Raw genomic sequence first — 22,840 nt, forward strand, 5'->3', positions numbered from 1 at the left:
TTATAGCACTTTTGCTTATTTTATCACTTCTACTTGGTTGTTTCAAGTTAGGCGTGAAATACAAGCGTTATCATTATATGAGAGTATGGTATAACATCCATACTTAGTAATGCAGATCCACGCGTATTAAAAGCTGTTTGATTGCTTGGGTTGAAAATAATCGGGCATGCCTATCCAGTTACAAGCAACCTTTTAAAGCCGGTTTAGCTAAATCACCAAAAATACAAATAGCACATATATTCAGGAAAGGCGTGCATAAGCACGCCTTTCCTTTCGGTATACACTATAAATAGAGTGTGCTTTCAGGCTGCTTTCAAAGCCCGTATCCCCTGAGCCCGTATCTGCAATTCCTGCTGGTACAGCTGCAGGGAATTAAATTCCTCGTCTGTCTCCGTCAGCTCCTTCTGGAACAGCGCCTCGTAGCGCTGCTTTTTCTCCTTTAGATCTTCAATACGACGGATCCAGCGCTCCATGATGGCCGCGCTCTGGCAGCCGCTGTCTATCAGGTAAGCTGCTTTCTCCTGGTACTCCTGCGCCTCCCTGCGTGCGAGTGCATAAAACTCGCCGGCCATCTTTTCACGCTGCTTTGCATCGTCAGCCACAAAGAAGCTGTTCACTACCAGCGCTTTGTCGTTCCGGTTGGCATGGTTCAGCTGCTCTATCAGGTCCTCGAACAGGCCAACCTGGTGCATTTTGTCCCGCGGGATGAAATACAGCCTGCCATAGACCGAGACCGGCAGCGCGTCCAGTGCCTTCAGATAGTGCAGCAGTACCGTGTCTATCTGGCTGCGGCCCAGGCAGTTCCGGAACACGCCGAATTTCTGCTCCATGTCCGTGCAGAGCTGGTCAACATCCAACAGCGGGTCGCCCTGCACGGTATCGTGGTACATCATACCGGCGCCGCTGTCATAGCAGACGTTGGCCAGCTTCTCATACCGGTTGGTCCGCAGGCCAACGGTCTCGCGCACCAGCTCGCGCGAATAAAGGTTCCCGTCCCGCTGGTTGTCGCGGCAGTAGATACGGAAGATCTCCTGTGCGCCGCCGGAGCCGGACACGGTCCGCCGCGTCACACGGCCGGTCGCATTCCGGAAAGCGTCCACCTCCGAGATGCGCCGCCCGGCATACGGGAAGCCCAGCGCCGCGCAGATCCGCTCGAAATCGCGTTGCTCCACCAGCACATCGGCCAGCGAGTAATACAGGAATTTGCCCAGCAGCCGGCTTTCGTCCGTACTGTTCTGCACTACCATAAAGCCGTTCGTATTGTTTGTCATAATGCAAATCCTCCTTTATGCGCTTCGTTTCATCGCCAGAAAATCGTCTATGCCCTTGCAGGCCGGATCCCATGCTATCGTGCGGCAGGGGACGCCGGCTTTTTTCAGTTCCAGCCGCAGGCGGGAGACAGCCGCCTGTACCTGAGGGTTGCAGCGCTTATCCATGTCGAACGCCTCCCATGCCTGTGAGACGCGGAGTTCCTTCAGCGTATCCGCCAGGAACGAGACTGCATTCACGCCGGGGACGCAGACGAAAAGCGTCCCTTCCGTCAGGAAGCTGGACACATCGCCCTTTATCGGCCCTTCTGTGATCACCGCTTCCTTCCGGCTGCGGTCACCGGCGACATGCACCCAGCTCCGCGCGCCTGTCCCATACGGCCTGCCCGCGCTGGACATCCACGCGTACTTCATGCGTTCCGCATCGTCGCGCCGGATCTGGATACCCTGCACACGGCCGTCCGCCGCGCGCACCGGGACCAGCAGGCCGCTGTATGCGCACGTCCGCCACGCGCCCAGTTTGTAGAAAAAGCCGGGGATACCGTTCAGGTCAAAGCGGGCGGAAAGCTGCGCGGCGATCTGGTCGCGCAGCTCCTTCCCGCTCCCCAGTGTGCGGTAGCCGTTCTGCCGGATGGCAGCGTCGGTCAGGCCGCGGGCGAGCAGGTTATCTCGGTGCGCCGCAGACAGGGGCAGCAGCCCCAGCATGGCGCGGTACACCGCGTCCCGCCGGTCAAGCGGCGCGGGTTCGCGTTCGGTCGGGCGCTGCACGGCCGGACGGGGGAAGTGGATCACGCTGTCCCCCAGCAACTCGTGGTAGGCGTCCCTGTAGGAAAGTCCCGTGCGTCTCGCGTACAGCGAAACAGCATTGCCGTGCGCCCCGCAGTGGAAGCAGTGGTACTGGTCCGTGTCCGTGTACAGGTACAGCCGCCGCTTGCGGTCCCCGCAGAACGGGCAGTTGATATGCACCTGCCGCTGCCCGCTGCCCTCCACCGGCAGGCCGCTTTTGCGCGCCGTGGGCAGGATGGGAAAGGTCTTATAGCCCATCCCGTCACCCGGCTTTCCGCTGCGGCTCGTCCAGCGCTTTCACCTGGAGCGTCTGCCGCGGTACGACGCGGGCCAGTATCATCTGCCCGCCGTGCTGCGCGGCGCCGAGGTCGCACAGGCTCTCCGTATTGTCCACGAACAGCGGATAGCTTTTGCCGGATAACCTGGATAACAGCTCCACGACCTCCAGCCCGCAGCGGACGCGTTCGGAAAGGGAGAGCCGGACATAGTCGCGGCCATCCCAGGTCAGCTTGAACACGTCCCGCAGCTCGCCGCTTTCCTTCATCGGCTCATACAGCTTGAGGCCGGCCCTGTGCATCTGCACCGGTGCAAACAGCAGCGCCGCCCGTTCGGACTGGCAGGCTTTTGCCGCCGTTATCTTGTCGTTTACTGCGCGAATTTCATCGTCCAGCTTGTCCAGGGCCTCCTTCTGCCCCCTGGGCAGGCTGTCCAGCAGCTTCTGGATCTGCTCCATTTCGCTCTCCAGTTTGCCCTGCTCATGGTACAGGGTCTGGTACTGCTGCGCCTCTTCGGCGGAAAGGCCGCCAAACACCCGCTGGGCGGACAGCGCCTTGATCTTCGCCTTGATGCTGTCCCGCTGCTGCGCGGCGTCCTCCGCCTGCGCCGCAGCGAGCGCCTGTCCAAGGCGGGCGGTCTCGCCGGTCTTCCAGGCTTCGAACTGCTGCCTGCCCTGCACCTCCTGCACGGCAAGCGCCTGTGCCTGCTGGCGCAGGGAAGTGCCGTCTGCCTGGATCTTCTGCAGGCGGTCTGTAAATGCTGCCTGTATCTCAGGGAAACCGGCCGCATCGATGCGGCGCAGGCAGGTCGGGCAGACGCCCTGCGTCTGCAAATATTGCAGCCGTCCGGCTTCATCACTATACCTGCCGTACAATGCCTGCAGCTGTGCCTGCATCTGGCGCAGCTGCGCCGTACCGGGAAAGGCAAAATCCCGCTCCCGTACCGCATCCAGCTCTGCCTGCAGGGCCGCGCGGCGGTCATCCGCCTGTCCGTCCTGCACCGCATCGTACTGCGCGCTGAGCCTCGCGATCTCTGCATCCACCGCGGAGCAGTCCTGCGCTTCCTGTTTGCGCACGAGCGGCGCCAGCGCTGCAGCGGTGTGGGCAAGCAGGGCTTTTTTTTCGTCCAGCTCCTTTTGTAGCCTTGCCCGCTGGCTGTCCGTCTGCTGCATCTGGCCGTCCAGCACCAGCCGGTCCTTTTCCAGCTCCTTCAGCTCGCTGCGCTTCTCTTTCAGGTAGACCTCCGGCATTTCCAGCCGGTCGTCCCCGAGGATGCCGCGCATGTGTTCGCTCAGCTTTTCCATCACCGCTTCGTGCGGCACAGCGGGCAGGTACTGCTCGATCAGCTTCCGCCCGTCCCCGCCGAGTACCTCTGCAAAGTACAGGGGATTGAGAAGGGAGAGGATGAGGTCGCGGCTGCCGAACCGCTCCGCGAAGCGTTCCTGTGTCATCAGGACGCCGTCCAGTGATACGAAGGTCTTCCCCTCGTGCCGCCCGCGGCGGATGGCATGCGTCTGGCCGCCCTCCGTGCGCACGGTGACTTCCACGCGCATGCCCGCAGACGACCCGTTCTGCAGCCGGTCCAGATCGCGTCCGCCGAAGTACGGCGCGCCGGTGAGCGCATAGGCGATCGCGTCCGCGACCGTGGACTTTCCCTGGTAGTTGTGGCCCGTGACGGCCGTCCTGCGGCCGAACGTCCAGCTGTGTTCGTCTGCAAAGCAGCCGAAGCCGGTAACGGCCAGCTGTTCAATCTGCAGAGAAGCGATCTGCGCCATTAGCACACGCCCCCTTGTGCAAAACGGTTCATCCAGCTGCGCAGGACAGAAGCTGCATCCGTCTGCGTCAGCTCAGGGAATTCGCGTTCCAGATACTTTGCTGCGCCGAACATATTAATAAGCCCGCTGTCCCGCAGCCCGTCCAGATATTCATAATAGGTATCCTGCTTCATCTTTTCCTCCGTTCCCTCACGCGGCAGGCTGATAGTCCTGCAACTCATAGTACGTCCCGCCGGCGCCGCTGCGCCGCACGATCTTCGCGCCCTGTATCCGCACGCCGTTTGCCAGCCCAGGCTTTGCCCCAAGGCTGAATACCTTGAACGCGCGGCCCGCCGGCGTGACCAGATCGACCCACGCTGCAGCCGGATAGCCCTGCACGGGTGCGGGCTGCAGGCTGCGTACCGCATAGACGCCCGCCGGCGCATTGCCTGTGTTGGGCGGCTGCGCCGAGGCCAGCCCCAGCTTTTGCAGCTGCTCCTCATAGTACGCGTTTAAGTCCGCCGGGCGGGCGATCTGTTTGTACTTGTCCAGGGACGCCCACTTAGCCGGGATCTCGTATAGATACCGGCCGATACCCCAGAGCACGGACGCGCGCTTGAAGCTGTCCGAGATACCGCCCTTGATGGCCTCGATATCCGTGTTCTCCGCGCCGTCCACCTTTTCCACCCACTCTTTGCGCTCCGCATCATAGATGGAGAGCCCGCAGAGCTGGGAGGAGACGGGCGCTTTCGGCGCTTCGGACGGGTCCTCGTATTTGCCCGGCCTGGGCACATACTGGTGCCACGGGATGAACCTCGTGCGCCAGAAAAACGGCCCAACCACATCGTCCAGCCGGTTCTGGATCGCGCGGCTGTCTATGAATGCCACGGCCAACCCTTCGCTGTTCGAGTTTCGCGTTTTGGTCACGCGCCACTCCACGTCCGCGGCCGCAAACGGCTCGCTGAGCCGCTTGTGCAGTTCTGCTCCGGTCATTCGTCATACACCTCCCCCGATGAAATCCGTAAGTGTTTTCCCGTTCGGGATCAGCACGTCGCTGTAATAGTAGGCGGGATCTTTGTCCTTCAGGTGCTCGAACAGCTCCCGCGCGGACAGGCCGAGCCTTGTGCAGTCCGGCTTATAATAATCGTCCCCAAAGGGCAGGGAGAGTACGCGGTGCATGAGCCCGCGCAGCTTCCACAGCGTATCGTAGCCAGTAAACTGGTTGGTCCCCACGCAGAGCGAAAAACCGTTGACGTTTGGGAACGGGAAGCGGTACAGCTTTGTCTCAGGGGAAAGGCTGCCCGCATCACAAACCGCCATCTGGAAACCGTTCAGCATCCCGCCTTTCATTCTGCACCGCAGCAAAAGGCGAGGCAGCGGGAAATCCGGATACACGGTCTTGTGGTACCAGACCGTGCAGCGGGACGTGACGTTTTGGAGCGTCACGTCCCAGCCGTCCGGATACGCGGTGAGCGAGACGACGCCCGGCGGGAGCAGGCCGCTCCGCACAGGGGCCATCTGGGTATGCGCCTCGAGCCCGCTCAACAGCGCGTCTCCGGGGATATGCCTGACTTCACGTGTGCCGTCTTCGCGGATCAGCTCGGTCTTCACCGCGCTTTTCAGCGGGTCCAGAAGCAGCACAGCCTTGCGGATGCTTCCAGCCATCATGCCGCCTCCTTTGCCTGCGCGGGATGCGAAAAGCTTATGACCTGTCCTGTCTTATCGTCCGAGGCCAATATCTCCATACTGGAGCGGAAATACGCCATCACATCCAGCAGGCCGGCCAGCAGGGGTTCCCAGTCCGTAAACTGGTCCTCATATATCCAGACAGATAAGCCAAACCCGCATTCATGGTGTGTCTGTGTTACCAGGCGGAACCAGCAGCTGTACGGGCAGTAATCCAGCATGGTGTTATTGAAATACGAGAGCGCGTCCAGATAGTAAACGTCCTGCTTGAGCGGGATACCGGCCTGTTCCGCGTGCCTTTGCGCAAAGCGGAAATAGTCCTGTATCACGGCGTCCGAAAAGTACATCCGGCAGATGAGCGTATCCTCGTCTTCTCGGATATCAACGAAGTCCGCCAGCGCATTGAGCAGCTCATACCAGTAGGTATAGAGGAAGTCCTCATCACCCCAGAGCGCATTTCCAGTGTTCCGGATGAACCCCTCCAGCCTGCCGGCCTCCTGGTACCGGGCTGCGAGCTCCAGCTGCAGGAATGCGTACTGCAAGTCCTCATAGCTCCGCATGAATATCGCCCCCTCAGACATAAAAGATCTGCGGCTGGGGCGCCGGCTTTGTATAAACTGCGGGCTGGTACAGCTGGAGGACCGGGCCGCCAAGGCTGTCTGCTTCTCCGCAGCGGTAATACATGTCGTGGGCGTCCTCCGGCTGGAAAGCACCCCAGTCTATTTCATACAGGGAAATATCCTTCCCAAACAGGAACGGCAGGGCGACGTGTTCCGTAAGATACCCTGTGCCGAACAGCGGTTCGTTCTCATTGCTCTCCGGCAGGCTGTCCAGACTGCGGATAAAATCCGTCATGTTCAATTTCAGCATCTTCCTGTCCTTTCTCATTAATATTCGTCCGCAAACAGGATGGTGGTCACGGAGCGGTCCCACTCGGTGATGATGAACACCTTTTTTCCGCCGATCTTATACGCGGAGAGCAGGCGTTCACCCTTCCGCACAGCGGCGTCATTCATCTTCCAGTCCTCTTCGCACAGTTCGCCCCAGTCACAGTGCAGGTGGCGTGTGAGCAGGCAGCTGATTGTCATACCGTCCAGTTCCTCCGTGATACGCCGCGTTGCGACAAGCTTTCCATATGGGAAGCGGACATGGGTCGCTTTTCTTTCCTTTGACTGTTTCAAAATCGTATCCTCCTTTAAGGCAATACCACATCATTCCGCAAATCGCCGATGATGTAATCTATACCTTTAAGCCAGCAGCTTCACGCCTTGGGGCGTGAGCACATTGAACACCATCTTATTGCTCGTCGTCTCGACAATCTCTGTGGTAGTCGTACCGTCTGTCTCGTCGTACTGCTCGCCGGTGCGCCGGCGGACCGCCTTTACAACACGGCCTTTCAGGACATGCGGCGCGCCGCACTCGATCAGCCCGTTGATGAGGCCGGAGCCGCCCACCAGGCCGATCTGGCCGATGGTGAGCGGCAGGAGCGGGCGCTTTTCACGCCCGTCCAGCGTGGACTTCTGCGGCAGCATACTGCCCATGCGGCGCATCTGGTCCGCGAGCTCGCGCACATTGAACCGAGCGCCCTGGAACAGGGGAACAGCCTTCTCTGCATCCGGCAGCGGATAACTGCCCGGTGGGATCTGGTCCAGCGTAGGCAGCTTATCCGGAGACAGCGACGCCAGCTCCAGCAGCCGCGCCATGCGCGGGTTCTCCGCGCGCGGCTTGCGCACGCCCAGCACCGCGATCTGCCGGAACTTTCGGAACTCCTCTTCACAGAAGCGGTACGCCATCAAACTGTCAAAGTGGGCGGCAAGAAAACGGCACACGTCCTCGGTGAGACGGTAATAGGGGATGATGTAGGCCAGCACCCCGCCCAGCATCAGGTGGTCATAGCCCTCGCCGAGGAAGCGTTTCTCGCTCCGCGCGCCGCCGTACACCTGCAGGTACGGCGGGTTGAGGAACAGCAGATGGAACGCGCTGCGCGAGATGCGGGAGAAATAGTAGCTGCCCATCGCGACGTGGTCCAGCTGTTCCTGTGCCGCTTCCGCGCGGCTGTCATCCAGCTCCGCACCGTAGGTCGCGGCGTTTTCCCCTGCGCCCAGCTGGGAGAGGGCATTGCCCTCCCCGCAGCAGGGGTCCAGCAGGTTCACCGTTTTGCCTTCTGGGAACACCAAAGCGCGGCGGATATACGCGACATGCGCCGGGTCTGTGGGATAGTACCCAAGGCGGACGTGGTTCATCTGCCGTCCGATCACGGATGTGGACACGGTTTTTGTCTCCGCATCCGGCAGCACCGGCCTGATGTAAGCCAGCCAGTCCGAAAACGCTTTTAGCAGCTTGCTGTAATCCGGCGTCTGGATATGGAAACCGGATACCGCCGCGCTGAGCTGCGCCGTATAGGCGGAGACCCTGGGCAGGTCCAGCTCTTCGAGCAGGAGCGCTGCTTCATGGAGGGCAGACGCCAGCTTCTGTATCTGCTGGGCGATCTGCCGCAGTTCCGCCGTGCCGCCGGCCTCCCGCAGGGCGGGGAGCTGGCCGGCGCGCCAGCGGATATCCTGCGCAAGCTCGCCCAGACGGCCGCAGGCATACCGGATCTGCTCCATCATGCCGCCCTCCGTTTCGGGAGCAGCGGCCGGACGTTCACTGTCCTGCTGGAGAAGGTAGTCATGCGGGTGGTAAGCTCGCCGCCCGCGATGATGTTATACAGCATGCACAGTGTAAGCGTGGCCGCCATGAGGTTGGCCGTCATGGCCTGCGGCGAGGATACGGAAGCCTCCGCGCAGGGCAGCTCACTGGGGAATTTGTCCGTTGGGTCCAGGATATCCGGATAGAAGCCCGCCACCGGCCGGCGCAGTGTGCGCCCGCCCTTGCGGACGCCGCACACGACCTGCCCGTTCGCCAACCCGTTGCCGGAATCGATGTAGACCAGGTCGCGCGCGTGGTAAAACACCTCGTTGCACATCCTCCGGCTGCGGTTGTTGTCCACGCAGCCGAGCAGGATAACGAGCGCGTCTGCATAATCAGGATAAAGCAGCTGCCTTAGTTTATCTTCACTTTCGATGTAGCGCGGCACATACCGGCATCCCATACCGAACGCTGCCGAATACCGCTCCGCGAGCGCTTCGGCCTTATTGCGGCCGAGGTCGCAGGAGACGAAGTTCTGCCGGACAAGGTTACGCTTTTCCACCAGATCCCCATCACAGAGGATGGCCGTGGAAGGGCGGAACACCGAATACAGCAGGCGGTACAGGTGCGGGGCGATATGCCCGCCCGTGCCGCCGCAGCCGAGCATCACAATATGGATGGGGCAGGAGACAGGGAAGCGCATCACGCCGCCTCCTTCAGGCCGGTTTCCTGAACGGCTTTCAGCCACTCAGGGGCGAAAGGGACGTCTGTCCGCTCGCAGACCTGCTCCGCCGGTACCTCAACATGGCGGCCGCCGCACGCAAAGCGGCAGCGGATGTCCGGATAATACCGGTCCAGGCGGCCGACGACCATGTACAGGCGCGTGGCCTGTTCGTCTGCATCGTCTGTACGGGAAAAACGGGCGGCCATCGTGTTATGCGAGTGCACGTCCATGACGTGCAGATACCGCTCCGGGTCCGGCTGCTGCGAAAGGTCTGTCTCCACGCTGGCCTTATCAATACGCTGCGGCGGGACGTGCAGGACGTATTGGCGTCCCTGCCGGTCCCACAGCACATTGACCAGCGCCTCCAGATCGCGGCCGTAGTCCACGCACACGCGCCGGAAAAATGCGACGATCTGTGCGAGCAGAGCCGCCGGGAGCCGGGGCAGGCTCATATGGAAGCCTGACCGGACGCCCTCCAGTTCCGCAATATGCTGGGACGGCGCGATAAATGTGCCGATCCCGTTGCGGCGCATTTCGTATACCCTGCCGTCCTGTGCGGGGATGTATGCGATAGCCTTATCCGACTGCTCCGCCTGTTCTGTGCTGCAGAACAGCCCCTTGTAGCCTGGGAAGCGCAGCACGCCCTTTTTCTGGGCCGTGACCGTAGGCTTGACGGTACATACCGGATCCCTGTCCTTTTCCTTCAGCTTTTTCAGTGCGTCCTTAAATTTCCTGCCCTTTTCGATTTTGGCCTTTGTCTCGAAGATACTCGCGTCCGCGCTGGATACCCGCTCCGTGATACCGGCGCAGCTCACAGTCCAGGACACATGGCTGCGCGCTTCGAGCTCAGGGCAGTCCGCGGACATTTTGACGCGGAGCTGTTCAAAGGTCATGGCGGGGTCTGTGATATCCTCCCGGATAGAGCCGTACTCGAATACAGGGGTTGCGTTGGCCAGCCGTGCGAGGCGGGCCTCCGCACCGTCCTCCGCGACCGCGCCGAACAGGTCTATGACCTGGCCGGCCGCGGGCTGCGGGGTGGGCACTGCTGCAGGCTGCTGTACTGGTGCAGCGGGGGCTGCCTGCGTTACGGGGCCTGCTGTCTGTTGTACCGCCTGCGGTGCAGGAACGGGGCCTGTCTGCGGCGTTTGCTGCATACTGGGCTGCCCTGCGCGGTTCGGCACAGCCTGGGGTGGCTGCATCTGCGGCTGGGCCTGCTCCACCTGCTGGGGAATGGGCTGCGGCTGCGCTTCCGGAGCTGCGGCCGGCTGGCTTTCAACCGGCACTGGCTGGGGCTGCATCGTCTGCGCTGATGCGGGTATCTGATCCCCAAGGTCTAACGGCGGGAGTGCGGAACCGAAAAGCTCCTCCAGGCTATTTCCGGTCCCAGGATCCATTCCGTTCATGCTGTTGTTCTGTTCGCTCATAGTCTTTTTCCTCCATTCTCGGTTTTGACGCAAAAAAAGACCATACAGTATCCGATAGTGGATTCTGCATGGTCTAAGTCAGGTGATGAATCAAGTACGGAGCTGGTGTGCGGTCCAGACAGGCAGACTGCCTCCTGGGCGGGTTACTCTGACACGAATTACTCTGACCTGATTTCTCCTTTAATATAGCACGGCTTACCTGCTTTGGAAAGATGAAATGTTTTTACCCTTATTTAGGAAAATTTCCATTGACACAGGTGGGGAAGGTGTGCTATCCTAAAGCAAAAGAAATGTTTTCTTCGGAAACGAGGTATTCTCTACTGGCGGTCAAAGCCCGCGAGCCATGCGCTGATTCGGTGAAAGTCCGAAGCCAACAGTTGGTCTGGATGGGAGAAGAAAGAGGTTGCGGCGTGTCACCGGCGGCCTCCCATCCCCTTGTTGTCTGGAACGTGAGTTTGGGATGGCATCCGGCGGCCCTGAGATTAGGGGCGTATCCGGGGTGCTTTTTGCTACCCGTCTGCCCTGCCGTGGAAGAAAGGAGCGGGAGCTATGGAACAACCCCAACGGAAACAGAATCCCCTAGAGACCGAACCCATCGGCCGTCTGATACGTCGGTACTCGATCCCCACAGCCCTGACCCTGATGGTCAACTACTTGTACAACATTGTGGATCAGATCTTTGTCGGCCAGGGGGTGGGGGTCATGGGGATGGCCGCCACCAACGTGGCCTTTCCCCTGACCATTGTCACCATTGCCTTGGCACTGATGATCGGGGACGGCTGCGCGGCGAATATGAGCCTCTGCCTGGGCCGCCGGCAGCAAGAGGAGGCGGACCGGACCGCCAGCCATACCGTGACCCTGCTGGTGGCCGCGGGGGTTTTTCTGGCGGTGGGGGGAAGCCTGTTTGCCCAGCAGATTGTCCTGTTGTTCGGGGCCACGGAGACGGCCTTTCAGGCGTCTCTGGATTATACCCAGATCATCGTCTGGGGGCTGCCCTTCCTGCTCTTCAGCTCTGCTCTCACGGCCATCATTCGGGCGGACGGCAACCCCAAATACACCATGAAGTGCATGATTTTAGGGGCGGTGATCAACACGGTGCTGGACCCTGTTTTCATTTTCGGTCTGCACATGGGGGTGGTGGGGGCCGCCATTGCCACCGTCATTGGACAGGTGGCGGCTGGCGGTCTGTGCCTAGTCTATCTGCGGCGGCTTCAGTCGGTGCGGATTCGCCGGGCCTGGCTGCGTCCCACGGCGGCCCTCACGGGCCGGATTTTTAAGCTGGGCATCCCCAGTTTCCTCACGCAGATTATGACCGCTGCCGTCCAGGTGACCATGAACAACCTGATGACCCGGTATGGGGCCCAGACGGCCTATGGCGGGGATGTGGCGCTTTCGGTTTATGGCATGGTGATGAAGGTGTACCAGATTGCCCACGCCATGCTCGTGGGGGTGTCCTCAGCCACCCAGCCCATCAACGGCTACAATTTCGGCGCCAAACGGTATGACCGGGTGCGAGCTACCTACCGTATGGCGGCCACCATTGCGCTGGTGGTGTCCGTGGGCTGGTTTGCGGTCTATCAGCTCTTCCCCGGGCCATTGGCACATTGTTTGTCTCAGGGGACCCAGTGTACCTAGATGCCTGCCAGCACATCTTCCGAGTTTACATGCTGGCCTTTTTCCTCTATGGGATTCACATGGCTACCGCCTCCTTTTTCCAGGGGATTGGGAAGCCCGTGCAGGCTCTGGCCATTCCCTCAATCCGGCAGGCTGTGGTGCTGATTCCCCTGACACTGCTGCTGTCCCAGACCTTTGGCTTCAATGGGGCGCTTCTGGCAGCCCCCGTTGCCGACGTGGTTTCCTTTCTCCTCTCCCTGGTGTTGGTACTGCGGGAGTTCCGGCGTTGGAAAAAACAGGGTTGGCTCTCGTAAGCCGGTGGAGACGGAACCAAGCAACACACCGCGTCCCCCTTCAGAGATGGTCCTGCTTTCAGAACATGTGAATACGAAAAGAGATGGTGGTATCCAGCTGGGTCAGCTCAGCTAGGCGGACGGTGCCCCGCCAGGGGAGTCCTTCCAAAGTACGGGAGTACGAGGTATTTGAAACAGGCTCAGGATGACTTGCGCTTCCACCGGTGACGTGCGCTGAGAATCACATAGCAATAGAGCACGCGGGGCTGATGCACCCGGAGAAACTCTTCAACAAGAAGGAAAGCATGCCAAAGGATAAGACAGAAACCCATGACCGGATCGTCTCCGCTGCTATGGCGGAAAAGCCTGTACGCCGATTTTGTAACGGCTAGGCAGGAAGCTGTCGGCTGGAAAGTTTCCCAATAACGCTGCGAAATAATAGCAGAAAAAGGCGGATAAGAAGCCATTGCTTCCTATCCGTCTTTCTCTTCATCTGATATGTCAGATGCTCTGTCTCCATTTGCTGCCTGATTCTGTTTCATAAGCTGTTGCTGTTTTTCCCGCGCTCTGTTTCTTTGAATCAAAAGCAAGCTGAGTAGCATCGCGACAATTTGAGATAAAGGAACCGAAATCCAGGTCCCGTTTACGTTTCCCATGGCATTGGGAAGGATTAAAAGTGAAATACAAAGCGTCAGCGGCTCTCCATAAATCAAGATATAGGCCCATAGATTTCTTCCCGTTGCGTAAAAATAAGCAGTGGTTACTCTGGATACACTAACAAAGATGAAGCCAATAATAAAAATCGGTAAGATTTGAGCAACGAGTGCTGCTATTTGCTCAGAAGCGCCAAATAAATATGCGGCGCCGCTCCGCAGTAGGAAAAGGATAACCGAACAGGTTGCCGCAACCCCAAAAGCAAACCGATACGCTAGGTTTCGCACTGCTTTTGTAATACGGTGTTTCCCCTCGCCATAAGCTAGGCTGATCAGCGGCTGGCTCCCATCGCTGACGCCCTGCATCAGCAGCATGACCACCGAAGAAATATAACTGATGGGTGCATAACAGGTCACGGCAATATTTCCGCCAAAGATTACAGCGCTCTTATTAAGCAGGATCAGCGTAATATTGGGCGAGTAGGTCAACCCAAAGGGGGAAAGTCCTACGCTCAAGATGCGGACTGCAAGAGATTTCCCATCTCCATCGAACCGGAAGGATGGGGCGCTTTTTTTGAAGATAAAAAATACAAGACACACCAAGAAGGTCATTGCCTGACCGATGGCTGTGGCGATGGCCGCTCCCATCATTCCCCAAGGGAACACCCATACAAAGAGATAGTCCAGAACAATATTCGTGACAAAGCCGGTTACCATGGCCGCCATAGCCATGACAGCTCCACCCATATTTCTGATAAAAGGAACCAGACCGGTGCCAGCAATTTGAAATACTGCACCATAGCTGACAAAGCGCAAATATTCGCTGCTATAGTCCAGTATCTCGCCCGACGCACCGAACAGTCCCAGGATATTCAGGCCGGCAAACAGAAACAGGATAGTAAAGAGAATACTGAATCCGCTCAGCAGGACGATGGCCATACCCATGTACTGCCTGCCCCTGCTCTCATTTCTGTTCCCAGCGTTAATTGCGTACTCAATCGCGCCGCCCATGCCGATGCCAGTTCCTATTGCTTGAAGGAGAGCCGTCAATGGAAAAGCCATGTTGACAGCAGCCAGAGCGCCATCTCCCAGCGCATTTCCAACAAAAAAGCCATCGGCAATCGCATAGATGCCGGATAGCGCAAATGCTAGCATAGCAGGGATTACATATCGGAAAAATTCCTTACGAACGTGCATTTTTGTCACTGACCTCTCTGAAATACCGGTTGTATAGGGCGGTGTATTCAATCAGATGTTCCGCCCGATCCAGCCCTAACTGGAGCCAAACCTGAGCTTCATGGTTCTGGAGTTCCTGTACGATCTGCGCGGTGTTTTCCCTGCCTTCAGCCGTCAGACAGAGATTCCGGCTTCTGCGATCCTGCTCGGAAACCTCCAGCTCCAGCCATCCTTTGCGTATCAGCGTTTTAATAACAGTATTCACCGTTTGTTTTGGAATCGTAAATCGTTGGCATATATCTTTTTGAAGCACCTTGCCATCCGCCTCAGTGATAGAAAGAATCACCAACAACTCATAAAACGATATTCCCCGCTGTCGTGCCCATGCTTCATATAACTGACTTGTTTCAAGCCATATCGCATTATAGCTATCGCTGAGCTGATAGAGCTTTTCCATACTCTGCCCTCTTTCAATTAGTCTAAATCAAGACTAATTATAATGCGTAAAAATAAGTGTTGTCAAGATAACCATATATAAATTTTATTGTGCAATATCATTTGATATGTTAGCGAATCCTTATATATTTTATCTTGAAAAAGCCATCTTTTATTGGGTTTGACATTTTGCATGATTTCTTCTATTACTACTTAAAAAGTACATAGTCAGACTTTTAAGAGCGACGTTATGGAAAAAATAATTATCACAGTCGGATGGTGGTTCGGAAGCCGAGGCCGTGAGATCGAAAAGAAAATTGCGCAAAAGCTGCGTATTCCTTATTATGATAAAAAACTGTTGGTTGTGGTCGCAAAAGAGAGCGGATTGGCTCTTAACTTCCTTCAGGATATGGATGAAAAACATCCGTACAGCCTGCTGCACTCTCTATGCTTGGGACAGCCTAACCTGGAGATGGGAAACTGCAGCATTTCAGTAGAGCGTATGACATTCAGGGCACAGCAGGAAGCTGTACTGCATATTACCAGCCAGGGAAGCCGTGTGATTGTAGGCCGCGCTGCAGGCTTCCGTGTTTAGCGTGTAGTCAAATGCGACGGCATATCGGAAGATGAGGTGCGGGACCAAATCAGGAGCATGGATAAAGCTTACTATTGATAAAATCTAAATCACCTGACCTTTAAGATGAAAAAGCCATTATTGCCCGTATTCACGAGGCAACTCAGTTTATTACCATCGAAAATCCATGTTTAAGTCCGCAATGTGGTTTTGCTTCCTGCGAAATTGGAAACAAATTAACAGATGAAGAACAGTGGGAAAAATTAGCCCTTATAAAGCGGATTGCAGAAAAAGTATGGTAATAATACCACTAATATAAAAATTGAATACAGATAAAACGGCAGCCGCCAACGGACGCGAAATCCGTAGACAGCTGCTTTTCATTTCTTCTTGCGCCGGAAATTGAAGGGGCTGTTTGGGGTATTGGGAGATTTTTACAGCATCTTCTGTTCATCCGGTGGCAGTTGGTAAAAGTCAAGTCCGTGCATATTGAAAATGACCGCCCACACCTTTTCGAGATAATCCCCAGAGGATTGGATAGTTTTACGGATTTCCAAAGCCACTTTCTTTGCAGCGGAATAATCCGGCGTGGTGTCAATGTCATGCTCATGGGCTTTCCGTATGTCGTGGAGAATGGCGCCCCATGTTTTGTGTGTCACATGGCAGAAGAAATTTTATTTCTTTACTTCTGCGGCAAGAATCGTCTGCGAATAGAAGTCATTTTCCGCCTGCTTATATTTACGGGTAATAAGTTGTCGCTGTTCTCTCAAAGACTCATAAAGGGTGCGGAAGGTAGCGGTGACGTGACCGTTTATGTAAATCTCCGTGTCGATCATAAGCTGCTCAATTATCATTGGTAGCAATCTCACATAGAAGCTGATTGTTGATACGTCCGCTTTTCAGCAGCGCCACCATATCATCCGTCAGGTGCAATTCCATTAAAGGCATATTAGCCTGCTCCCTGTTCTCCGGCCGGCACAGCAGATAATCAACAGATACCCCGTAGAAGTCTGCCAGCGTGACAAGATTTCTGTGGTTGATTTCTTTGTAGTCATTGGCTTCATAGCTGGCGGGGGCAGATTGAAATGCCGGTCTGCTCCACCAGTTCTTCCAACTTTAAGCTTTTAACCTTGCGTAACTCCCAAAGGCGTTCCTGTATGGTAGTCGCTCTTATCATGGACACGCACGCCTTCCAGGCGGCTGTTCTCCCACTGCTTAACTGGATTATACCATACTTTCCGTAATCGTGGAAATTTCTGTTTTTCTTCCAGAAATCCTATTTTGTGGACATACAGCACAAGTCACAAAAATATTCTATGATACAGGTAGCTCATCGATGGATTATTCCAATCGAATGACCGGCTTGTATGGGATAGGCTACCCGGTGATGTAGCGCCATGACCTGCGGCGGGGAAATGGAGGAACCCCTAATCGCAACGAGCGTACCAAAGGAAGCGAAACGCCGTTATGAGAGCTGGGGGGCAGGAACGACATCAGGGAGAAACGGCGAAAATGAACATCGAATCGATACCAAAACACAACAACCCGATAGAGCATAGTCTGCCCTACCCGTAATACTACAGGGGATTTCCAGACGGCTTAAAAGCCAGTTTTACCCCGAAAATCGCCACGGAACACGATAATAGAATCTGCTACCCAGCTATTGCGGCTGAAATGGGCGGATTTTTCATTAAGGAGGCACTATGCCGAGAATGTCAAAGAAGATGAAGAAGGAACTTGCTTTCTTCCTCAATGACCAGGAGCGCAGAGCCTACAACGACCTTTGCCGGAAATGCCAACGCGCTTGTAAGCAGAGTTTCAGGGCAGTCATTTTGGACTGCCCTATTATCTTTCCAAACGGCCCAAAACGAAAAGCAAAGGAGGCTACCGATTGAATGGAAGTTGAGTTTATGACCGTAGACACTGCCCTGCTGCCCTGTATGCTGCTGCTGAGAGCCATGCTGCAGCTCCCGATCAGCAGCACCGCCAAAGTCATGTACGCCCGGATGTTGGATATGATTTTCTTATCCGGCATAGAGGATGCCAACGGGATTTTATTTATCCATTTCCCCATTGTGGAGCTGCGGCGGCACTTGCCCGCAGCGCCATGACCGTGAAGCGTTCCCTGAATGAATTGGAGGAGGCCGGACTGATACGGCGGGTACGTCAGGGATTTGGAGAACCCAACGAGATATATGTGCTTATCCCAAACAAGGGGGACAGTCGTCTATGAATGAAAAGTTGGAAAAACTCAATCAAGAGATAGAGAAAACCGAAGCAAGGCTGCGGAGGGCGCAGCACGAAGAAAAGATACTGGAACACCAGAGAAAGAAGTTCACCCGGAAGGAACGGACGCACCGGGTTTGCACCAGAGCCGCCATGCTGGAAAGCTACATTCCCAACACGGAAGCTGTCACGGATGAACAGGTCAGTTTATTCTTGAAGCTGCTGTTCCATCAGGACAGCACCCGTCAGCGTATGGAAAAAGTATTTGCCGGAAACGGCCATTTTGAAGGGCAAGACAAAGGCCGTGAACGGCCATAATCACTTCCAGAGCCGCCGCCCATAAACTGCCCCTCTGGAAGAAAGGCACACTTCTATACATAGCCTAACGGCCATGTACAGAATAGAAGTGCGCTCTGCGAGGCAAAGCGGTGGATTGCAGATGGAGACAACCCTGCCGCCTATGCGTCGCTACGCTCCGTCCAAGGAGCTGCACCCCTTGCGCGGCTTACGCCGCTTACCCTGCGCACCCGCCGAACCGATACACCCGCTTACGCGGCTACATCGGTTCGGCGGGTCTGAAAACCAAAACCGACACCCTAACCGCTCACCGTGAACGCCCCAGAGAACGGTCATTGTTTTACCCATTTTCAGCTAAAGGAGGTCAACCACCATGGGCAAAGAGTTAGACGAGCTTAGGCGGGAGTACGCCGAAAATGAAGCCAAATTGCAGCAATACCAGCACCGGGCTAAGCGGCTGGAACAGCGCAAGCAGTATTATGAAAAAGGCGAGCGGCAGAAACACGTCCATCGCCTTATTACCAGAGGAGCCACCGTGGAGAGCATTGTCCCAGAGGTCGGGGGGCATGGGGAAGCGGAATTTTACCAGCTTGCCGGGCACATCTTCTTCCTGCCCGAAGTGAAAGCCCTGCTTCTATGGGAAGGTATGTAAACGTGTGTTCCTACGCCGGTTCAAGCTGCTTGGTGGCGGCTGTGGCCTTTCTCTTGCTGCCGATTTCGTTCTGCTGGATAAAGTAGCTTCACAAAACAGCTCTTGTGCTTGGCGGTATATTCCGTTACTTGCCGGAGATTGGAGAGGATGCCCGCGGTCAATAGGTCGGTACGGATAAAATGGGCGGTGTAGTCCCCTGTCTGATTCTTGTAACTCTCGCAGGTGTAGCAATCCTGCTGCCGCTTGCCCGTCTGGTATCTCTGCTGATACATCCCATGACCGCGGTCGGCGCAAAACAAAATCCCAGAGAGCAGCACCACTTCATCATAGCAGTTGGGGCGTTTCGCTGATTGCGAAGTTTTTGCACCCGTTTCCGTGTTTCCTTGTTGATAATCGGCTCATGGTGGCTTTCAACAATCACCTGTTTTCAATGCTGTGCTGGGTCTTGTAAGAGGACTTTTCCGTCTTGAAGTTTACCAGACAGTCTGCATATCTTGGTTTTCCGATAGTCGGATAGTAGTCTGGGCATATGATAGGATGGATTTCGCTTTCTATCCCATTTGGTATTCTATGGCGCTCTTGGATGAGTATAGACTGAGCGCGTTTTTAAATAAACTCACAGAGTAGAGCCGCTTTCCCATGAATATCATTACAAACAGGCATTCAGACGTGGTAGTGCATAGATGCCTGTTTGATGATTTATAAGCTGAGTGAAAAAGGGTTGGACCACTGTTGGGCAAGAGCGGTCAGAACGGTTTCGGCCAAGTCGTGGATAACGCTATCCTGAGACACTAGGACATCATCCACGGCTGTGATATCCTCCTTCTGATGAGCCCAAGCAACCGCGGGCTGGGCGAAGCGGGAAATCTTGTCCGCGTCAATGGGCTAACTCAGGTCGGGATAATCCGCCAGTATAGAGGTGTCGGCATAGCGCCAGAGGATTGCCACCAGTTGTTCTCTGGTCACAGTGTCCTGTATGCCAAACATGCCGTTTTCGTATCCGCTGACCGGATTCTCGCTGGAGGACCAGCGAATGGAATCAGCATACGCCACGTCCGGTATGACATCAGCGTAATCCATGGCAAAGTTCACAACAGGCTTACCAGCCTGCGCATATATCATCTGAACCAGTTCGCCGTGGGGGTGCGCAGGATAGGCGGCGGCATAGCCTTCATACCAAGCTATCATCTGGTCACCTGCCTGAATATTCTCCAACGCAATAGTCTCATCCGATCCATGGACAGACAGTGCAGTGTCCTTATCGGCTAAGGTGTGCGACCCACCATTATCGATAGTAATCTTAAAGAAATGTCCTCCGCCTTGTGGAGTTAGGCAGCACCGGTGTCTATGGGGATATCCCAGACCACGGGCAGCAGATTGGGACGACAGAGAACGGGTCTCCACGGCGCTGTGAACACATAAAGGCTCTGCTCCTCCTGCAACTTAGCGGGATCACCAGACGTATGGTTTCCTCTGGCGTTCCACGCGGTTTGCTCCGTGATATTCATGATAACTCGCCATAGCGATCCGAGATCATGTGCAGACGAGTGATAGATCCATCCGTATCTTTGGCGATCGCCTTGATGGTGCCATATATAGAGCGCACGGTTGGGAAGAACCTGCGTCTCATCTGTAACAGTGACTGCGGAAGTAGGGATGGGTTTCTCCTCTGTTGCAATCCCGAAAGTACAAACAGGTCGCAGACTCGCATAAAATCTATGCTTTTGCGTATGGTGGGGTTTCTATACCTGCGATCCTATAAGAACAAAATGAGGCAAAAAAACAACGGGACAAGCCATTTTCAGTAAATTTTGTGATATGCGGGATTAAAAGCGGGATGAACTACGGCGAGATGGCGTTAAAGTGCCGGGTGATTTGCCAGCAGGTGCGTAGTAGGACGCTTTCCTTTGAGCAAATGGAGAAGCTGGCTTGGAGGATCGGCGCGGTTGCCGCAAGAAAGACCAACTTCCCTGCACTGAACTGGAGTGGGCGCAAATCGAAATTGAGCAGCTCAAACATAAGCTGTGTCTGGCGGAAATAGAGGATACTTTGCTAAGATTGAGCGAGTTAGAGAAGAAAGAAAACGCTCAGAAGTAAGACTGCGCTATACTTATAAAGGAATTCAGGATGTCATGCGGAAAGGGGATTTTCCATGCATCCCAAGCTCTATGAGCCGGCTTTTGCTGAATAAGCATCGAATGCATAAAAATGAAAAACATCCAATGGAAAAAAGATCCACTGGATGTAAAAGTTGTTTATCCTTGCTCTTCCAATAAGGAGCAAATAATGAACAGGCACTTCATCGTGCCGATAGAAAATGGCGTGAATACCGCATCCTATGCCCAAAGGTGTGCAAACCCATCCCACAGCTTTTCCATACTGTTGACCAGACTGAGCTTCTCCTCGTCCGGAAGCATTTCGAACGCAGAGAATTCGGCACGACGCATTGTTCTGCCAATATGGCGCCCAGTTTCTCGGCCGCTTTCCGTGAGGGTTACGATTCGGTTGCGTCGGTCGTTGGGGTCAATGCTACGGGTGACCCAGCCGCGTTTTTCCAGACTATCCACCACACTGGTCACAGTCTGCTTGGATAAATGCAGTTCCTTGCTCAGCTCGTTTTGTGTCATCGGTTCGCAATTTTTGTACAGTAGTGTAAGAATATACATGACGTTGGTGGTAACGCCACAGTCTGACGCAATCTTTTCATACGCGACCTCTATCCCGCGCCAGCTTTTATAAAACCTGTCGAACAGATTACTCTCCCGCTCGTCCACTTACCATCACCTCTTCTCAGCATATGCATGTTAGAATAACATATTTGCCGAAGACCGTCAATAGTTTTATACTTTGACATGAAAAAAGGCTAGAAATCGGAAGTGAAGTGGGAGCGCCGTAACCTTTCAGACTGCGTATAATTACGCTGTTTTTGCACAGGGCGGCATGTAAAAAAATCTAGAAAAAATAGAAAGTGCAGAATGACATTTACTAATGCACAAATTAGGGTATGTATTTTTGTTCAAACATACAAATTGCATAAAAGATTGAGGAAGCACTTGATTTTTTTTGGAATATTTTATAATAGAATCATCCGAGAGCGGACGAACAAAACACAGATGAACCGAGTTCGGACGAATTGATTTCATTTCAGAAAGGAAGCATATTTATGGATTTCAAACTGAGCAAAGAGCACCGCGCGCTGCAGGAAAAGGCAAGAGAGTTTACTGAGCAGGTCCTGTTCCCGTACGAGATGGAAGTTGAGGAGAACAACGGTCTGAGTCCTGAGAGTCATAAGTACATTAACGGGCAGGTAATGGAGTGGGGGTTCAACGCTACCAACCATTCCAAAGAGCACGGAGGCACCGGCTACACCTTGTTTGAGCAGGCTCTGATCAGTGAGCAGCTTGGTATGTCCACCGGCGCTATCTGGGACGCTGTTCCGCAGCCGTCTTTCCCGATGAAGTTCGGCACCAAGGAGCAGATCGAAGAGTACCTGATCCCGACCTGTCAGTGCAAGCGCCGCGATGCATATGCAATCACGGAGGCGGACGCTGGTTCTGACCCGACCATGTGCCAGACCACCGCTGTTAAGTGTGACGGTGGCTACAAGATCAACGGCGAGAAGTGGTACGTGACCGTTGGTAACATCGCTGACTACCTGCTGGTTCACACCCACATCGACGGCGACCCGAACAAGGCGACCGTATTCTTCGTAGAGAAGGACACCCCGGGCGTAAGCATTAAGCGCACCCCTGAGTTCACCCACCACTTTGCATTCAAGCATCCGGAATTCCTGTTCGAGGATGTAGTTGTAGATGAGTCCAAAATCCTGAAGGGAATTGGCGAAGGCTTTAACATGACCAAGGATTGGTTTGTGGAAGCACGTCTGGGTATTGCGGCTCGCTGTGTAGGCGGCGCTGAGCGTGTTTTGAAGGAAGCCAACGACTTCGCTGCGAACCGTGTACAGGGCGACCGCGTCATCCGCGATTATCAGGTCATCGAGCATATGCTGGTTGACATGACCATGGACATCATGGCGGCCAAGAGCCTGCTTTATCGTGTATGCTGGGAAATTTCGGGCGATATGGATCGCAAACTGAAGCATGCCCGTGCATCTGCGATCAAACTGTGGTGTTCCGAGATGGTAAACCGTGTAACCGACAAGGGCGTTCAGATTTTGGGTGGCCGCGGCTACATGCGCGAGAATGCTGTCGAGCGTCTGTGGCGTGACCAGCGCGTTGACCGTATCTGGGAAGGCACTTCCGAGATCCAGCGCAACGTCATTGGTGGCCAGATTAAGAAGCGCGGCATCGAGCTCTATACTGGCTGGGCTTACGAGGAGTAATATTTTCCGTGAGGCTTGCTTCTTACAGTAATT

The 22,840-nt window shown here is 55.3% G+C and carries 26 protein-coding genes, 3 pseudogenes and 1 riboswitch; of the genes and pseudogenes, 10 read left to right on the forward strand and 19 right to left on the reverse strand.

From position 1 onward, the window contains the following. Positions 1-302 precede the first annotated feature (302 nt). The 12 genes from RX717_RS01145 to RX717_RS01200 form a co-directional block, all read right to left on the reverse strand. Positions 303-1,271 (reverse strand): DUF6744 family protein, encoded by a 969-nt coding sequence (locus tag RX717_RS01145; protein WP_054327051.1) that lies wholly within the window; start codon positions 1,269-1,271, stop codon positions 303-305. A 15-nt stretch (positions 1,272-1,286) separates the two neighbouring features. Further along, a complete protein-coding gene (locus tag RX717_RS01150; RefSeq protein ID WP_316960507.1) occupies positions 1,287-2,312 on the reverse strand; it encodes a DUF3854 domain-containing protein in 1,026 nt (341 codons plus the stop codon). Between the two features lie 4 nt (positions 2,313-2,316). Next, complete coding sequence (locus tag RX717_RS01155; RefSeq protein WP_186950271.1) at positions 2,317-4,104, reverse strand: AAA family ATPase; 1,788 nt, start codon at positions 4,102-4,104, stop codon at positions 2,317-2,319. Beyond that, the gene (locus RX717_RS01160; RefSeq protein ID WP_186950269.1) at positions 4,104-4,325 is read right to left on the reverse strand and encodes a hypothetical protein; all 222 of its coding nucleotides are present in this window, start codon (positions 4,323-4,325) and stop codon (positions 4,104-4,106) included. Before RX717_RS01160 ends, RX717_RS01155 begins: the two co-directional genes overlap by 1 nt. Continuing rightward, on the reverse strand, positions 4,294-5,076 hold the full coding sequence (locus RX717_RS01165) for a Rad52/Rad22 family DNA repair protein (protein WP_186950267.1): 783 nt from the start codon (positions 5,074-5,076) through the stop codon (positions 4,294-4,296). Before RX717_RS01165 ends, RX717_RS01160 begins: the two co-directional genes overlap by 32 nt. Positions 5,077-5,079: 3 nt before the next feature. Beyond that, entirely contained in the window at positions 5,080-5,751 is a 672-nt protein-coding gene (locus RX717_RS01170; RefSeq protein WP_316960508.1) for a hypothetical protein, read from the reverse strand. Next, on the reverse strand, positions 5,748-6,329 hold the full coding sequence (locus RX717_RS01175; protein WP_054327044.1) for a hypothetical protein: 582 nt from the start codon (positions 6,327-6,329) through the stop codon (positions 5,748-5,750). Before RX717_RS01175 ends, RX717_RS01170 begins: the two co-directional genes overlap by 4 nt. Before the next feature lie 13 nt (positions 6,330-6,342). Beyond that, positions 6,343-6,639, reverse strand: a complete 297-nt coding sequence (locus RX717_RS01180; RefSeq protein ID WP_147574599.1) for a hypothetical protein — start codon at positions 6,637-6,639, stop codon at positions 6,343-6,345. A 17-nt stretch (positions 6,640-6,656) separates the two neighbouring features. Beyond that, a complete protein-coding gene (locus RX717_RS01185) occupies positions 6,657-6,950 on the reverse strand; it encodes a hypothetical protein (protein WP_243182485.1) in 294 nt (97 codons plus the stop codon). Between the two features lie 66 nt (positions 6,951-7,016). Beyond that, a complete protein-coding gene (locus RX717_RS01190; RefSeq protein ID WP_316960509.1) occupies positions 7,017-8,378 on the reverse strand; it encodes a DUF6094 domain-containing protein in 1,362 nt (453 codons plus the stop codon). Then, entirely contained in the window at positions 8,375-9,100 is a 726-nt protein-coding gene (locus tag RX717_RS01195; RefSeq protein ID WP_316960510.1) for a ThiF family adenylyltransferase, read from the reverse strand. The genes RX717_RS01190 and RX717_RS01195 overlap by 4 nt, the downstream gene beginning before the upstream one ends. Then, positions 9,100-10,545 carry a Mov34/MPN/PAD-1 family protein gene (locus RX717_RS01200; protein WP_316960511.1) on the reverse strand — a complete coding sequence of 482 codons (1,446 nt, stop codon included), beginning with the start codon at positions 10,543-10,545 and terminating at the stop codon, positions 9,100-9,102. The genes RX717_RS01195 and RX717_RS01200 overlap by 1 nt, the downstream gene beginning before the upstream one ends. Positions 10,546-10,836: 291 nt before the next feature. After that, a riboswitch (FMN riboswitch) is annotated at positions 10,837-10,947 on the forward strand. 147 nt (positions 10,948-11,094) lie between these two features. Here RX717_RS01200 and RX717_RS01205 point away from each other — a divergent pair. Both RX717_RS01205 and RX717_RS01210 read left to right on the forward strand, forming a co-directional pair. Beyond that, the gene (locus RX717_RS01205) at positions 11,095-12,180 is read left to right on the forward strand and encodes an MATE family efflux transporter (protein WP_316960512.1); all 1,086 of its coding nucleotides are present in this window, start codon (positions 11,095-11,097) and stop codon (positions 12,178-12,180) included. A 59-nt stretch (positions 12,181-12,239) separates the two neighbouring features. Further along, the gene (locus tag RX717_RS01210; RefSeq protein WP_316960513.1) at positions 12,240-12,473 is read left to right on the forward strand and encodes a hypothetical protein; all 234 of its coding nucleotides are present in this window, start codon (positions 12,240-12,242) and stop codon (positions 12,471-12,473) included. Between the two features lie 452 nt (positions 12,474-12,925). Here the strand turns inward: RX717_RS01210 and RX717_RS01215 are convergent, their stop codons facing one another. Beyond that, complete coding sequence (locus tag RX717_RS01215) at positions 12,926-14,302, reverse strand: MATE family efflux transporter (protein ID WP_147574253.1); 1,377 nt, start codon at positions 14,300-14,302, stop codon at positions 12,926-12,928. Then, complete coding sequence (locus RX717_RS01220) at positions 14,289-14,738, reverse strand: MarR family winged helix-turn-helix transcriptional regulator (RefSeq protein ID WP_054327860.1); 450 nt, start codon at positions 14,736-14,738, stop codon at positions 14,289-14,291. Before RX717_RS01220 ends, RX717_RS01215 begins: the two co-directional genes overlap by 14 nt. Before the next feature lie 228 nt (positions 14,739-14,966). Between RX717_RS01220 and RX717_RS01225 the strand changes: the two genes are divergently transcribed. Next, positions 14,967-15,311, forward strand: a complete 345-nt coding sequence (locus tag RX717_RS01225) for a cytidylate kinase-like family protein (RefSeq protein ID WP_054327861.1) — start codon at positions 14,967-14,969, stop codon at positions 15,309-15,311. A 413-nt stretch (positions 15,312-15,724) separates the two neighbouring features. Here the strand turns inward: RX717_RS01225 and RX717_RS01235 are convergent, their stop codons facing one another. Next, positions 15,725-15,847: a hypothetical protein gene (locus RX717_RS01235; RefSeq protein WP_316960514.1), complete on the reverse strand. Its 123-nt coding sequence runs from the start codon at positions 15,845-15,847 to the stop codon at positions 15,725-15,727. Between the two features lie 248 nt (positions 15,848-16,095). After that, positions 16,096-16,467: pseudogene (locus RX717_RS15850) on the reverse strand (helix-turn-helix domain-containing protein); the annotation flags it as partial. A 526-nt stretch (positions 16,468-16,993) separates the two neighbouring features. Here RX717_RS15850 and RX717_RS01245 point away from each other — a divergent pair. The 5 genes and pseudogenes from RX717_RS01245 to RX717_RS01260 all read left to right on the forward strand — a co-directional run bounded on the left by RX717_RS01245 (position 16,994) and on the right by RX717_RS01260 (position 18,465). Next, positions 16,994-17,196 (forward strand): annotated as a pseudogene (locus RX717_RS01245) (hypothetical protein). Beyond that, entirely contained in the window at positions 17,186-17,401 is a 216-nt protein-coding gene (locus RX717_RS15855) for a hypothetical protein (RefSeq protein WP_442908786.1), read from the forward strand. The pseudogene RX717_RS01245 and the gene RX717_RS15855 overlap by 11 nt, the downstream one beginning before the upstream one ends. Then, complete coding sequence (locus RX717_RS15860) at positions 17,398-17,523, forward strand: hypothetical protein (RefSeq protein WP_442908787.1); 126 nt, start codon at positions 17,398-17,400, stop codon at positions 17,521-17,523. Before RX717_RS15855 ends, RX717_RS15860 begins: the two co-directional genes overlap by 4 nt. Further along, positions 17,520-17,834, forward strand: coding sequence for a DUF3847 domain-containing protein (locus RX717_RS01255; protein ID WP_054327863.1), 315 nt, complete (start codon positions 17,520-17,522; stop codon positions 17,832-17,834). Before RX717_RS15860 ends, RX717_RS01255 begins: the two co-directional genes overlap by 4 nt. Before the next feature lie 352 nt (positions 17,835-18,186). Next, the gene (locus RX717_RS01260) at positions 18,187-18,465 is read left to right on the forward strand and encodes a DUF3847 domain-containing protein (RefSeq protein WP_054327864.1); all 279 of its coding nucleotides are present in this window, start codon (positions 18,187-18,189) and stop codon (positions 18,463-18,465) included. 13 nt (positions 18,466-18,478) lie between these two features. Here RX717_RS01260 and RX717_RS01265 read toward each other — a convergent pair. Continuing rightward, positions 18,479-18,957, reverse strand: a pseudogene (locus tag RX717_RS01265) (recombinase zinc beta ribbon domain-containing protein); the annotation flags it as partial. 393 nt (positions 18,958-19,350) lie between these two features. Further along, positions 19,351-19,653: an S-layer homology domain-containing protein gene (locus RX717_RS01270; protein WP_186950258.1), complete on the reverse strand. Its 303-nt coding sequence runs from the start codon at positions 19,651-19,653 to the stop codon at positions 19,351-19,353. A gap of 741 nt (positions 19,654-20,394) precedes the next feature. Here RX717_RS01270 and RX717_RS01275 point away from each other — a divergent pair. Continuing rightward, complete coding sequence (locus RX717_RS01275; RefSeq protein ID WP_153802394.1) at positions 20,395-20,562, forward strand: hypothetical protein; 168 nt, start codon at positions 20,395-20,397, stop codon at positions 20,560-20,562. Positions 20,563-20,801: 239 nt separating this feature from the next. Here the strand turns inward: RX717_RS01275 and RX717_RS01280 are convergent, their stop codons facing one another. Next, positions 20,802-21,239 (reverse strand): MarR family winged helix-turn-helix transcriptional regulator, encoded by a 438-nt coding sequence (locus RX717_RS01280; RefSeq protein WP_054327868.1) that lies wholly within the window; start codon positions 21,237-21,239, stop codon positions 20,802-20,804. A gap of 389 nt (positions 21,240-21,628) precedes the next feature. Between RX717_RS01280 and RX717_RS01285 the strand changes: the two genes are divergently transcribed. Then, positions 21,629-22,807, forward strand: coding sequence for an acyl-CoA dehydrogenase family protein (locus tag RX717_RS01285; RefSeq protein ID WP_054327869.1), 1,179 nt, complete (start codon positions 21,629-21,631; stop codon positions 22,805-22,807). Positions 22,808-22,840: the final 33 nt, after the last annotated feature.

Origin of the sequence: Intestinibacillus sp. NTUH-41-i26 (assembly GCF_032769475.1) — a bacterium.
GTDB classification, from domain to species: Bacteria; Bacillota; Clostridia; order Oscillospirales; family Butyricicoccaceae; genus Agathobaculum; species Agathobaculum ammoniilyticum.